This is a genomic window from Sporosarcina sp. 6E9, assembly GCF_017921835.1.
GTDB lineage: Bacteria > Bacillota > Bacilli > Bacillales_A > Planococcaceae > Sporosarcina.
The window spans coordinates 645,023-658,859 of record NZ_JAGEMN010000001.1 but is presented as its reverse complement, the minus strand read 5'-3'; the positions used below and the strand labels follow the sequence as shown (position 1 = coordinate 658,859).

The 13,837-nt window shown below is 40.0% G+C and carries 15 protein-coding genes and 1 riboswitch; of the genes, 4 read left to right on the top strand and 11 right to left on the bottom strand.

The annotated features are described in order from the left end of the window. Positions 1-11: 11 nt before the first annotated feature. The 9 genes from J4G36_RS03480 to J4G36_RS03440 all read right to left on the bottom strand — a co-directional run bounded on the left by J4G36_RS03480 (position 12) and on the right by J4G36_RS03440 (position 8,229). Positions 12-884, bottom strand: a complete 873-nt coding sequence (locus tag J4G36_RS03480; protein ID WP_210468691.1) for a glycine betaine ABC transporter substrate-binding protein — start codon at positions 882-884, stop codon at positions 12-14. A 24-nt stretch (positions 885-908) separates the two neighbouring features. Further along, the gene (locus J4G36_RS03475; RefSeq protein ID WP_210468690.1) at positions 909-1,736 is read right to left on the bottom strand and encodes an ABC transporter permease; all 828 of its coding nucleotides are present in this window, start codon (positions 1,734-1,736) and stop codon (positions 909-911) included. After that, on the bottom strand, positions 1,733-2,938 hold the full coding sequence (locus J4G36_RS03470; protein WP_210468689.1) for a quaternary amine ABC transporter ATP-binding protein: 1,206 nt from the start codon (positions 2,936-2,938) through the stop codon (positions 1,733-1,735). Before J4G36_RS03470 ends, J4G36_RS03475 begins: the two co-directional genes overlap by 4 nt. A 493-nt stretch (positions 2,939-3,431) precedes the next feature. Next, the gene (locus J4G36_RS03465) at positions 3,432-3,878 is read right to left on the bottom strand and encodes a small multi-drug export protein (RefSeq protein WP_210468688.1); all 447 of its coding nucleotides are present in this window, start codon (positions 3,876-3,878) and stop codon (positions 3,432-3,434) included. Positions 3,879-3,881: 3 nt separating this feature from the next. Continuing rightward, positions 3,882-4,373 carry a hypothetical protein gene (locus tag J4G36_RS03460; RefSeq protein ID WP_210468687.1) on the bottom strand — a complete coding sequence of 164 codons (492 nt, stop codon included), beginning with the start codon at positions 4,371-4,373 and terminating at the stop codon, positions 3,882-3,884. Then, positions 4,363-4,578 (bottom strand): helix-turn-helix transcriptional regulator, encoded by a 216-nt coding sequence (locus tag J4G36_RS03455; RefSeq protein WP_210468686.1) that lies wholly within the window; start codon positions 4,576-4,578, stop codon positions 4,363-4,365. Before J4G36_RS03455 ends, J4G36_RS03460 begins: the two co-directional genes overlap by 11 nt. A 133-nt stretch (positions 4,579-4,711) precedes the next feature. Next, a complete protein-coding gene (gene argF / locus J4G36_RS03450) occupies positions 4,712-5,677 on the bottom strand; it encodes an ornithine carbamoyltransferase (RefSeq protein WP_210468685.1) in 966 nt (321 codons plus the stop codon). A gap of 237 nt (positions 5,678-5,914) precedes the next feature. Next, positions 5,915-7,003 (bottom strand): M42 family metallopeptidase, encoded by a 1,089-nt coding sequence (locus tag J4G36_RS03445; RefSeq protein WP_210468684.1) that lies wholly within the window; start codon positions 7,001-7,003, stop codon positions 5,915-5,917. Between the two features lie 239 nt (positions 7,004-7,242). Next, entirely contained in the window at positions 7,243-8,229 is a 987-nt protein-coding gene (locus J4G36_RS03440) for a diaminopimelate dehydrogenase (RefSeq protein WP_210468683.1), read from the bottom strand. Positions 8,230-8,350: 121 nt separating this feature from the next. Here J4G36_RS03440 and J4G36_RS03435 point away from each other — a divergent pair, with 121 nt between their 5' ends. The 4 genes from J4G36_RS03435 (at position 8,351) to J4G36_RS03420 (ending at position 11,421) form a co-directional block, all read left to right on the top strand. Beyond that, positions 8,351-9,514 carry an MFS transporter gene (locus tag J4G36_RS03435; protein ID WP_368668715.1) on the top strand — a complete coding sequence of 388 codons (1,164 nt, stop codon included), beginning with the start codon at positions 8,351-8,353 and terminating at the stop codon, positions 9,512-9,514. 27 nt (positions 9,515-9,541) lie between these two features. Next, positions 9,542-9,585: riboswitch (PreQ1 riboswitch) on the top strand. Positions 9,586-9,664: 79 nt separating this feature from the next. Then, the gene (gene queF, locus J4G36_RS03430; RefSeq protein ID WP_210468681.1) at positions 9,665-10,162 is read left to right on the top strand and encodes a preQ(1) synthase; all 498 of its coding nucleotides are present in this window, start codon (positions 9,665-9,667) and stop codon (positions 10,160-10,162) included. Between the two features lie 16 nt (positions 10,163-10,178). After that, entirely contained in the window at positions 10,179-10,820 is a 642-nt protein-coding gene (locus J4G36_RS03425; protein ID WP_210468680.1) for a queuosine precursor transporter, read from the top strand. 55 nt (positions 10,821-10,875) lie between these two features. Then, positions 10,876-11,421 carry a DUF488 domain-containing protein gene (locus J4G36_RS03420; RefSeq protein WP_210468679.1) on the top strand — a complete coding sequence of 182 codons (546 nt, stop codon included), beginning with the start codon at positions 10,876-10,878 and terminating at the stop codon, positions 11,419-11,421. A gap of 77 nt (positions 11,422-11,498) precedes the next feature. Here the strand turns inward: J4G36_RS03420 and recQ are convergent, their stop codons facing one another. Further along, positions 11,499-13,280 (bottom strand): DNA helicase RecQ, encoded by a 1,782-nt coding sequence (gene recQ / locus J4G36_RS03415; RefSeq protein ID WP_210468678.1) that lies wholly within the window; start codon positions 13,278-13,280, stop codon positions 11,499-11,501. 86 nt (positions 13,281-13,366) lie between these two features. After that, positions 13,367-13,783: a hemerythrin domain-containing protein gene (locus J4G36_RS03410; protein WP_210468677.1), complete on the bottom strand. Its 417-nt coding sequence runs from the start codon at positions 13,781-13,783 to the stop codon at positions 13,367-13,369. Between the last annotated feature and the right edge of the window lie 54 nt (positions 13,784-13,837).

The window sequence follows — 13,837 nt, the reverse complement described above, 5'->3', positions numbered from 1 at the left end:
AAACACTCCTATTATTTGCCAATCATTTCATTTACTTTGTCTTGGTTGTTATCGATCCATTCGCGCGCGACAACTTCTGGCTCTGCACCGTCTTCAATTGCTACAATCATCGCTTCAAGGTCGTCTATGTCGATACTCCAGTTGCTTAAAAATTCATATGCTTCCGGTGCTTCTTCTTTAAGACCTGCGTTCGTGATTACGTGGATATCTGGAATACTGAAGTAACCTTTCGTATCTTCGATTACTTTGATGTCCATTTTGTTAAACATCGTATGAGGACGCCATCCGTAGAATACAACTGGCTTTTTCTGTTCCATTTGACGTCTTCCTTGCGCGATCATGCCGCCTTCAGAGGAATTGACTTGTTTCATATCTAAACCATAGCCTTCAATTAATGAATCAATGATTTTAGCAGCATTTCCGCCTGCTTCAACACCGTATATTTCATTGTTAAACAGGTCTTCCTTGCCAATTAAATCTTCAATCGAATTAATATCTTCCATGTAATTGGGTACAACTAAACCTGATGCAGCACCTGAAAAGCTTACAGCAGTGTCTTCAACTTTCCCTTCATACTTTTCTAAATGCACTTCATGGCTCGGCATCCATGAGTCCATATAAGCATTAATATCGCCGCGTGACAGTCCAATGTAAATACTGCTTACATCCGCATTCGTCTCTTCTACCTTATAACCCATATCTTCTAAAATAAGACGCGCAATTTTAGTCGGCGGCACCGTACTTGTCCATGGTGTTACACCGAATGTAATTGTTTGATCTTTTTTAGCTGATGATTTTTCATCATTTTTCTTATCGCCGGAAGAACATGCGGCCAATACTACGATCAGTAAAACTGTCATCAAACCGAATAAAAACTTTCTCATCAAAATCTCCCCTTAACATAATGATTATTTTTGCCCTAACTTTTGCGTGATTCTATCCAAGATGATTGCCAATACAACAATTGCTAATCCACCTGTCAAACCAAGTCCAACGTTTACTGTTGAAATCCCCGTTAATACTGTCGTACCAAGCCCAGGCGCTCCAATCATCGACGCAACAACTGCCATGGATAAAGCTAGCATGATGGATTGGTTCACTCCTGCCATAATTGTAGGAAGTGCAAGTGGAAACTGAACTTTAAATAATAGTTGCCTGGATGTTGTACCAAATGCTTTGGAGGCTTCAATCACATCTTCTGGCACTTGTTTAATTCCCAATGCAGTCATACGAACTGCGGGAGGGGCTGCGAAAATGAAGGTTGCAATTACAGCCGGCACATTTCCCAAACCAAATAATAGTATTGCCGGAATCAAGTAAACGAAACTAGGCAATGTCTGCATAAAGTCGAGAATCGGCCGAATAATTTTATTTGCTGTATGATTTAGTGCACTAAAAATACCGACTGGAATCCCAACCAATACTGAAATGACTGTTGACACGATTACAATTGAAAATGTTTGCATTGACTCGACCCAGAGATCAACCGATCCAATGAAAAGTGAACCGATCAACGTAAATAGTGCCATACCTCTACCAGCTATTTTCCATGACAATAAAATCAAAACCAGTACAATTAGTTCAGCTGGAATCCATATGAGTAAGTTCGTGACGCCATCTACAAAAGAACTTAATATACCACTGATTTGATCAAAAAATCCGCTTAAATATGGCAATAACCAATTATCAACAAAACTGTTGGTCCATTCTTCTAGTGGAAAATCAAAATAATTCATTTCGCTTCCACCCCACTTCCTCCACTTTCTTTTCCGAGTACGAGTCCGGAAAGAATGGAAACACGTGAAATGATACCAAGCAACTTACCATCTTCAACCACTGTGAGCGGATACTTTGTTTGCGCAGCAATTTCAATCAGATCGCTTAACGGCGTATCAGGTGTAGCTCTATATAGGTCTTCAATTAATAAATCTTCCACTAATATATCTTCTTTGTAGGCTTTAATCGCATCATCAACGGTTAAGAGACCTTTAAGGTTATTATCTCCATCGACTACAAATATGCTTGATGCACCGATTTCCTCCATTTTACGAACAGCCACTTTAGGACCGTCTTTCTGTGTCATGAGTACTTCTGGCTTTTTCATAACATTGGATGCTTTTAAAACTTTAGAGCGGTCTACGTCTTGAACAAACTTCGATACATATTCATTTGCCGGATTTTCTAATATTTCTTCCGATGTACCAATTTGAACAATCTGGCCTTCTTTCATGATGGCGATGCGGTCGCCGAGCTTTAATGCTTCATCTAAATCATGCGTAATAAACAAAATTGTTTTCCCAAGTTTACTTTGAAGGTTAATTAGCTCATCTTGCATTTCTTTACGAATGATTGGATCGAGCGCACTGAATGCTTCATCCATCAATAATATATCCGTGTCGTTCGTAAGCGCACGCGCAATACCAACACGTTGTTGCATTCCGCCACTTAATTCACTTGGATAGCTAGATTCATAACCTTTTAATCCAACATCAGCAATTACTTTCAGCGCTTTCGCTTCTCGTTGTTCTTTGTTCACTTCTTGGATTTCCAAGCCATAAGCGACGTTGCTTAAAACGGTCCGATGAGGTAATAAACCGAAATTCTGGAACACCATTCCTAGTTTTTTCCGTCTGGTTTCAATAAGCGATTTAGAATCCATTTTCGTTAAATTTTCTCCGTCTATCAGGACTTCGCCGCTAGTCGGCTCGATTAAACGATTCACTAATCTTATTAATGTCGATTTCCCACTTCCGGATAAACCCATAATGACGAAAACTTCTCCGTCTTGCACCGTGAATGAAGCATTATCCACACCAACGGTCATCCCCGTCTTCTCAAGTATCTCATCTTTTTTCGCACCCTCATCCAGAAGTTTTAGACCTTGCTGGGGTTGGGCACCAAATATTTTCGTAAGATTATTAATTTCTATCTTAGGCATATTTCTTCTCCTTTCTTGGTAATTATCTTATTGAGCGATTTCCGGCGAGTATCATCTACAGCCATAATTGCGCAGCCACTTGAAGTTTTTCCCCTATATTTGCTTCTTATAAATAACATAAGTGGATTTCAAAACGAAATAATCGTATAGGCATACCTTTCGCGCGCTACTTCAGCTAATCCTATAAAATCCATAAATGCGTTTGCTGCAAGACAAAACATCATGCAGAAGCAGCATCATCATTCATATATCCTTTATAACCAAATAATAGATTCCCTTCTCAGCAACAGTAGTAGGTGCGTCATCAAGAATGACTATTTTCCTAGGTGGCCCCTTCATTCTGCTACCCTCCTCTAATGCATATCTATACATTATACCCATCAGACTGCCTTTATTCAATTTTTAGTTTATCGGCAACATTCCAAAATCTTAAATCGCAGTACAAAAAAAGCCCTAAGGACGCCCATTTTAGTGGGTTGACTTAGAGCTCACTTTAAAAGTTTCGCGTAAAAAGATCAAATCCGAGCGCAGTGGCAATTCCAAATACTAATGACCAAAGTGCTATGCTAATTGTCATCCAAACAGTAGCATTTTTTTTATTTGCCCCGAAAAGCAATCCTATGAAAGCCGCAATATGTGTTCCAATTACAATGGGTCCTAGTAACGCAACACCAGGCATGCCATACTTATTCCAAATACGTTTACCTCGCTCTGTTCGTTTCGATTCCGCTTTGCCTTTCTCACGATTTCTAGACTCCATCCATTCTTTCACTTTTTGGAATCCAATAATTACGCCTAGAACAGTCAACATATTACCAATGAACGCAGTTAAAATTACCCAAACTGGAGACAATCCACTTATTATGCCTAATGGTACTACCAGTGCAATTTCTAACCATGGAATTGCTGCACCCAAGAACACTAAAAAATACTCTAACATCTACTATTCCTCCGTGACATACTTTCTGATTTCCAAGTAATATATTAAGTACTGCATGAATCCCAATAACAATATTCCAATAACCATCCACATCTTCCCAATTGGCAAGACAAGATATAATACTGCAAGAATTGGTATGGCTGTTACAAAGAATGTATACACTTTTTTTGTCGCATGCCCAGTTGACTGCTGAAATAATTCATCGTCTTCTAAATACTCAGGTGGCTTTAAGTATAATGGGGAAAGTTTTTTATCAGGATATATCCGGTTATGTTTCAACAATTTGATGATAAAGCTAATTAGGGTTCCCCATATAAGAACAAGCAAAATAGCAAATAGAGTTAAATTGGATTCCATGCTAATACTAAATGTAAATTCATCCGCCCCATGCCCCTCGATAAGCGCGGTCGTCCCGATAAGATAAATAGACATGGCGATTAATAGAATAAAGCACATCATCCATAGTGGAAACGTAACCCTCATATCACTTTTCATCTTCTTCCTCCCCTTCCAACCAAAATAATTCGTTAATACTACAGCCGAGTTCACGAGCCAGTTTCAAGGACAATGTAACGGAAGGTGAAAATTCTCCTTTTTCGATAAAACCGATTGTCTGTCGCGTAACCCCAACGCGCTTCGCAAGTTCAATTTGCGTAAAATCATGTCTGGCGCGTAATTCCCTCACTCTGTTCTTCAGCATTACGACATCACCTCACATTAATAATGTACACTAAACTTAACCCAATGTAAAGTATTTCTAACACTAGGTTATGTTTACCGAACAAAAAGAGCCTAGGCTAAGCTCCTAGACTCCAAGTGTTTATATTATTATTTTATTTGAGTAGTGTCGCTAATACAGCTTTTTGTGCATGCAATCGATTTCCGGCTTGTTGGAATACATAAGAATTCGGACCGTCAATGACTGATTTCGCGACCTCTTCTTCACGATGCGCTGGCAAGCAATGTAAAAACATATAATCATTTTTAGCATGTGCCACAAGTCCATCGTTAATTTGAAAGTCTTTGAATGCTTCAAGTCGAAGAGCTGCTTCTTCCTCTTGCCCCATACTGGTCCAAACATCAGTATAGATAGCATCCACTCCCTTTACAGCTTCAACTGGATTCGTTGTTTCTGAAACACTACCTCCATTATATAAAGCTAGTTCCTCAGCCTTTTGAATTACTTCATGGTCACATGTGTATCCTTCAGGCGTTCCGATTGTTACATGCATTCCCGCATGGGCGGCCGCAATGACTAAGGAGTGCGCAACATTATTCCCGTCACCGATATACGCCAACTTCTTGCCTTTTAATGATCCTTTTACTTCAATAATTGTGAGTAGATCTGCTAGCGCTTGGCACGGATGAAAAATATCCGTTAACCCATTGATGACTGGTACAGATGTATGTTCAGCTAACTCTTTTACCATTTCGTGAGAATTCGCACGGATCATCACCCCGTCCAAATACTCCGACAGAACTTTCCCTGTATCAGAAACTGATTCACCACGCCCGATTTGTAAATCGCGCGCATTCATAAAGATCGCATGCCCACCTAAATGTATCATCCCGACTTCAAATGAAATACGCGTTCTGGTTGAATGTTTCTCAAATATCATCCCCAAAGTTTTCCCCGCCAAAACCGGTTCAAGTTTACCTTCAGCTGTATCTTTTTTAAGTTTGATTGCCTTATCTATTAAATATAAAACTTCCTCGCTCGTTAAATCCAACAAACTTAGTAGATCTCTTCCTTTTAACCCGGCCTCTAGTTCCATATCATTTTCAGCTAATTTAATCATTAATTACTCAGCGCCTTCCATATTTTTTGAATGTATATTTTAGTATATGTATGTATAATTATTAAGTCAAGCGTATTATTATAATTAATTAGAAAGTTAGGTGTTTAGGATCAAGGAAGATTTTGACCTATATTGTTTATGGAAATATACGTGGGAGTAGCAACTCATTTTAAACGTGAGCAAACAAAAAAGCCTTGTTATCCCAATACGGGATAACAAGGCCACTCATTTTAAATTTCATTCAAAAGTAATTGTATTAACTGTTTCGCGGTCTAACTTTTTAATCACTTCAATAATCAGCTTTACTGTGTTTTCGTAATCATCACGGTGCAAGATACCTGCGTGTGAATGGATATAGCGTGTTGGAATACAAATAGCTAGGGATGGAACACCGCTTCCTGAAATATGGATGGCGCCAGCGTCTGTACCACCGCCTGGGATTGTTTCGAACTGATACGGAATTCCGTTTTCTTCTGCTGTATCGACAACTAAGTCACGTAAGCCTTTATGCGAGACCATTGATGCATCGAAGAGTAATATTTGCGGACCATCGCCCATTTTCCCAGTGGCTTCTTTCGATGTAATTCCTGGTGTATCTCCCGCAATCCCAACGTCTACTGCAAATCCGATGTCTGGTTTGATTTTTGTTGCAGCAGTGCGTGCACCGCGAAGACCGATTTCTTCTTGAGCAGCCCCTACACCAAATACTACGTTAGGGTGATTGATATCTTTCAAACCTTTTAAAACATCGATTGCAATTGCGATTCCTATACGATTATCCCACGCTTTTGCAAGCAACAACTTTTCATTGTTCATCACGGTAAATTCAAAATATGGCACAACCATATCTCCTGGTGAAATTCCCCAATCCGTTGCTTCTTCCTTGGAAGTTGCACCAACGTCGATAAACATGTCCTTAATATCAACTGGTTTTTTTCTCGCTTCTGGAGAAAGAATATGCGGGGGCTTTGATCCGATGACACCCGTTACCGTATCCCCACTGCGTGTAACAATTGTGACACGTTGGGCAAGCATAACTTGCGACCACCAACCGCCAACTGTTTGGAACGATAAGAATCCTTTATCGTCAATCTTGGATACCATGAAGCCAACTTCATCTAAGTGACCTGCAATCATTATTTTAGGCCCATTTTCATCACCAGATTTCGAAGCAATTAGAGAACCTAGTCCATCCTGCTCAATTTTATCACTGAACGGTTCGATATACTTTTTCATAACTTCCCGCGGTTCACGTTCATTCCCCGGAATTCCTTTCGCGTCCGTTAATTCTTTGAGCATCGTTAATGTTTCGTCAAGTTTTGTCAATTTACTTCGACCTCCTAAATATAGTGAAACTTCAATCGGTGGGGTTTTCCACCGATTGTTAGTTGAACCAATCGGGCTTTTACGGGCAGTTAGTCTCCCAGCTACCCCTATCGCTTTACTAAATCTTTGGGTGGGAGGCTTACTGCCCGTTAATGCGGGATAAGTCATACATAAGTAGTATATTCTAATTGGTGATAGTTTTCAAAACATTTTATATTCTAATGAGAAATCCCTTTCTGTCAAAGCATTTCTTTTCGTAAATCTGCTGCAGTTTTCTTTGATAATAGACCTGGTGCAATATCAAAAACAGTTTTCGCACCAAATTCACCGTTTTGGTTTAATCGATAAGCTGCGCGTGCATATGCAACCAGAACACTAGATGTAAATTCAGGGTTACTATCAAGTTTCAAGGAATACTCCATCACTTGATTGGTATCATTACCTGTTTTACCGCTTCGAATGACAAACCCACCGTGCGGCATCGCAGCATGATCTCGCTTTAGCTCATCCTCTGTAATAAAATTCACTGTCGTATCATAATCTGAAAAATAATTCGGCATCGATACAATTGCTCTCTTCACTTCAGTTGCATCCGCTCCGTCTTCGAGGACGACATAACATTCGCGGGTGTGCTTCTCACGAGTTGATAGTTCCGGTAGTGCCCCACTGCGTACTCGATTCACAGCGTCTTCGTTCGGAATTGTATACTGAACGGCTCCTTTAACACCTGGAACTCTTCTTACTGCATCGGAATGGCCTTGGCTTAGCCCCTTTCCCCAAAATGTATAAGTTGTTCCTTCTGATAAAACCGCTTCGCCGTAAAGACGATTAATCGAAAACAATCCTGGATCCCAACCAACTGAAATGATTGAGGTATTTTCGTTTGGTTTCGCTGATTGATCCACTGTTTCGAAATAGTTCGGGATTTCTGCATGTGTGTCAAAACTATCAATGGTAGAGAAATGTTTTGCTAAGGCAGGTCCTTGTACCGGCAAATCATTTTTGGATCCCCCGCATAAGATTAATACATCAACTTTTTCTTTGTAATCCAGAATTGTGTCATGTGCATATACAGGGACATTATCGTCAAGTAATGTAAGCTCATCAGGATTTCTTCTTGTAAAAACACCGATTAATTCCATATCATCGTTTTGTGCAATTGCAGACTCGACACCTCTGCCTAAATTTCCGTATCCGGCAATGCCAATTCTAATTTTCTTAGTCATTTAATCTCGCCCTTCCAATTATATATTTGTCATGAATTGTTCACAGTCAAAGCAGTCCCTCTCTAGTATAAACAATGGTATTGTAAAAGTATTGTTCGAAACTATGAAAAGAGGCTTTCAAATGCGAAACTTTATTTATCTCATTGTATTTATCTCCTTCTTCGATTTATTTTCCCAGCTTCCGATCATGAGTCCATTCGCAGATTCCTTAGGTGCTACCCCTTTTGTTATCGGACTTGCAGTTGGAATTTATTCCTTTTCTAATATGATTGGCAATGTTATTTCTGGCTTTATGACAGACAAACGCGGTCCATTTCTAATTTTGGTTTTTGGTTTATTTGCGTCAGCAGTTTCGTTGCTATTATATTTCACAATCACCGATCCAGTCAGTTTGTTGGGCATCCGTTTCCTTCATGGTTTTATGGAGGGGCTAATCGTTCCGGCAGCATTTACATTTTTAGCGAACCGTACGGAAGTAACAAATCGCGGAAGGAGTGTTGCCATTTCAGGCGCATTTGTTGGATTGGCTGCCATTATAGGACCTGCATATGGGGGAATTGTCGCTGCAAAATCAAGCCCGGCTTTCGTCATGGCGATAAATGGGATCATGATGTTCATAATCGCGATTGCCGCGTTCTTCGTTCTCCGTTCATTTAAATACGTCAGGAAAGAGCAAACTTCAAAAAACAACACTCGAGTCAGACATCTATTTCGCTCGCCTGGGATGGTGCGTTCGTTTGCCGGTGCATTCTTCCTCATGTTTTCACAAGGTGTTTTAGCACTGGTCTTGCCGTTAAAAATTGTCTCACTTGGTTTCGATGCCAAAACAAGTGGCATGTTATTAAGTGCATTCGGCGTCACAGCGGTCCTGATATTTTTACTTCCGGTCAATCGCATATTCGACCGCGTTCGTCCGATTATCACGCTCGCATTCGGGTTGTCAATGATGGGCATTAGCATGCTATTCTTAAGTCAACTGGAAGCATTAAACTTCTTATATTTTGCAATGATTATTTACGGTATTGGATTTGCCTTTTTATTCCCATCTATTAACTCTTTACTGATTGACTCATCTTCGCCTGACTTTCGCGGAAAAGCATATGGATACTTCTATGCATTCTTTTCAATTGGTGCAGTCGTCGGATCCAGCGTGATCGGTTTCTTGGATTTGACGTTCTCAAGTTCTTTCATGTTGACAGGTGTTATTTTAATTGTCGTCGCTGGTTATTCGCTCATTGGGAATACGAAAAAAAATTCGTTTGACAATGCTCCGCCCATCAGCTAAAGTCTTAGATGGAAATACACATATTGTTCGAGAGAGGTTCATAGCGACCCTCTATAAAAAACTATGGATGCTGAAAAATGATTTCCAATCGATTTCATTGTTTCCACATTTATGGACCTCCCTCGACATAATAAACGGGAGGTTTTTTTATTGGCTGGAAGAGATGAATCTACATTGACGGGTTTAACATTGTTAGGAAATCAACATACGGAGTACAAAGACACCTATAATCCTGGTGTCTTAGAAGCGATTGACAATTTGCATACGAAACGTGATTATTTCGTGAAGTTCAATTGTCCGGAATTTACATCATTGTGCCCGCAAACAGGTCAACCAGACTTTGCAACGATGTACATTAGTTTTATACCTGATCAAAAACTTGTAGAGAGTAAAGCATTGAAATTATATTTATTCAGTTTCCGTAATCATGGCGATTTTCACGAGGACTGCGTCAATATCATTATGAATGATTTAATCGAATTGATAGAACCAAGATACATAGAAGTATGGGGCAAGTTCACGCCGCGTGGTGGACTATCCATTGATCCTTACTGCAATTACGGGAAGCCGGGAACGAAGTACGAACAGATGGCCGAGCATCGGATGCTGAATCATGATATGAATCCGGAAAAAATCGATAATCGCTAATGGAGGCTCTTAAACCATGTTATATTATTTAAACGGTCTATTTGTCGGATTATTGATTTTATCTAATGTGTTGGCAGTAAAACTGTTCAGTATTGGCGATTGGATTGTGTTGCCCGCGGCTGTCATCATTTATGTTTTTACTTATCCAATCCTAGATGTCATCACAGAAGCATACGGAAAAGAAGCAGCTCGGCGCACTGTACTGACAGGTTTTCTGGCACAAATTTTGGCAATCGGATTCATATGGATTGCGATCAAATTGCCTGCCGCTTCTTTTTACGAAAACCAACAATCATTTGAATTAATCTTCACTGCTGGCTTCCGTGTTACAATCGCAAGTCTGGTCGCTTATCTGGTTAGTCAGAATTTAGATGTGACGATTTTTGATAAGCTGAAAAAACGACACGGCAAAAAGAAGTTGTGGATTAGAAATAATTTATCAACGATGGCGAGTCAACTTGTCGATACGGCCATTTTCATCTCGATTGCTTTTTACGGCACAATGCCATTGGGTGTACTAATCGGGATGATTTTCAGCCAGTATATTTTCAAGTTCATCGTCGCGATCATCGACACACCGGTTGTTTATGCACTCGTTGCAATATGCAGAAGAACTGAGAAGAAAGAACAATTGAATGCAGCAACTGCTCGAACTTGAATTTAATGTTTGCCCCTCCCCCTTTCAAGGAATTAATGAATGAGGGAGGTTTTTTATGGATATTTTTACAGTGGGTCACTCTACACATACAAAGGAAGAATTTTTACAATTGCTTCAGGATGGAAATATTGATTTCTTAGTTGATGTGCGTGCGTTTCCAGGAAGTCGGAAGTTTCCACATTTTCATAAAGACCGCATGAGTATTTGGTTACCTGAATCAGGAATCGACTACGTCCACATTAAAGAACTTGGCGGTCGTCGCAATAAATCCAAAACCATTGATAACAACATTAATGATGCATGGGAAAATCGATCGTTTCACAATTATGCAGATTATACGCTTGAAGAGGGTTTCCAGATAGGTCTTGGGAAATTAAAGGAAATTGCCGAAAACAACTCTGTAGCTTATTGTTGTTCCGAACGCCATCCTGCTAGATGTCACCGATTATTGATTAGCAATTGGTTATCACTTAACGGTTGGACCGTTCGTCATATTCTTGATGGTCCAAAAGGATACACTAAAATCGAAGCGCATATTCCTGGCCAATGGGGTGCCCCACCAGTTTTGAATAAAGATGGTACAGTAATGTATCCAAAATGAAATGACATTAGGATTTGATCGCCAATTAAATACATAAAGGCATATAAAAAAGGGTAGCGATTGCTACCCTCTTTTTCTCATGTTGTTTCAGTTTGTTCTGGTTGAAACGCGCGTATCTCATCCAAAAATGCTTCCCCGTACCGCTCCAGCTTTGCCAGTCCGACACCATTTACTTCAAGGAACTCCTCTTCTGTGACAGGCATCTTACTAATTATGTCTTGCAAGGTTTTATCCGAGAAGACAACAAAAGGTGGTACCCCGGCTTCTTGAGCTAATTGCATGCGTAGTGCGCGTAGTTGTTCGAATAATGGATTGTCTTTTGTAATTTGTTTTGTGACAACCGATTTCTTCCTGAACACTTGTATTTTTCCAGTCAGCACGTCTTTCCCAAGTTCACTAACATAAATGGTTGGATATTGACCATTTTCAACGCCTAAGTAGTTTTCCGAGATGATAAATTCTATGAAATCCGAAACTTCTTTGGCGCTTTTGTCTCTCATGATCCCATATGTTGTTAATTTTTCAAAACCGAAATCAAACATTTTCTTACTACGTGATCCTGTTAACACTTGCGCAATCATCGTTTTTCCAAAGCGTTGCCCCATTCGAATGACACAAGACAATACCATTTGAACCTCTGTAGTGACCTCAGAACTTTCACGCGTGTCCGTACAGTTAGCGCAATGTCCGCAATCTTTTGTTTCCAATTCACCAAAATACGTAATGATGAATTTTTGAAGACATGCTTCCGTATGGCAATAGTCAATCATTGACTGCAACTTCTCGAGCTCCATCGGTATGCGCGTTTCGTCTTGCGATAAATCTATTAAAAACCGTTGCGTTTGAACGTCTTGGGATGAAAATAATAATGTACAATCACTATCAAGTCCATCACGACCCGCACGGCCTGCCTCCTGGTAATAACTTTCCATTGTTCGAGGCATTTGATAATGAATGACATAGCGTATATTCGATTTATCGATTCCCATTCCGAATGCATTTGTCGCAACCATCACAGAAATTTCATCATTTAAAAATCTTTCCTGTCCAATACTGCGTTCATCATCAGATAATCCAGCATGATATTTAGCGACAGGAACCCCTTTTTTCTTAAGTGTTTCGTAAACTTGATCAACCGCTTTTCGAGTAGCTGCATAAATAATTCCAGCTTCGCCCTCATTCTTTTCCACATAGTCGACTACATATTTATCACGGTTTTGTCCTTTTACAACCGAAAAAGTTAAGTTCTCTCTTTCAAAACCGGTCATCACTGTATTCTCTTCAGTGATTCCAAGCTGATCGCAAATATCCTCGCGTACCGCTGGAGTTGCTGTGGCAGTCAATGCCAGAACGACTGGTTTATCATGAAATAATGAAATCATATGCCGGATATTTCTATAACTCGGCCTGAAATCATGCCCCCACTGCGAAATACAATGCGCTTCATCGATTGCGACCATCGGAACGTTCATCAGTTGCAAGCGATTCGTAAATGACGGCGAATCAAGACGCTCCGGAGCAATGTATAAAAGATTATATTCACCGCGAATCGTCGCATCCATAGTCATTTGGTATTCTTCGTTTGTCATCGTACTGTTAATATACGCGGCCGATATTCCCGCTTCATGGAGCGCATCAACTTGGTCCTTCATCAAAGAAATGAGCGGTGATATTACAATGACAGTACCTTCCATAACAAGTGCAGGAACTTGATAACAAACCGATTTCCCACCACCAGTAGGCATTACACATAGTGAATCTTTGCCTTGTAGCACATTCTCAATTACATTTTCTTGGCCTTTACGAAATGAATCATATCCAAAATAGTCTCTTAGTGCAGATGTTGCTCCAGCCAGCAAAATTATTCCCCCTTATCAAATAAAAAACGCCTATTCGTAGGCGTTTTCATTTTTGGGTCTCGTCCTCCAAATGGAAAACAAGACCATTATTCAGTAAATAACAAACGCTCTTCATCACGGCTGTGAATTTCATTAACAACTTTTAAAGCATGAAATTTATGTAAAACACTTGGGCTTAACCCCTCTTCCACACGTAGCTCTTCGATATCTTTCACAATAATTCGAAGTAAATCATGATCACGAGTCAATTTGGTTATCGCTTCTTGGAGTTGGGGGTTCTCCATGGCGATTTCCTTGTAAAAGCCACTTTCTTCTGCATCAGCATGACTGATTACGCGTGTCTTCCAATAATCAATTAAATCATCAGCTGCTAGATTGGCAGTTTCAAGCTCGCCTTGCCGCAAATAATCCATCATATCTCTCGTTTTCGTTACTGCCCCAGATAATCCACCTTCGTGAATCGCTCGGTGTGCATGAAGTTGACGTAATGCCGGTCCTGACATAATAAATCATCCTTTCCAGTTGTTCCTTCTAGTAATAAGAATACCAGATTCGTT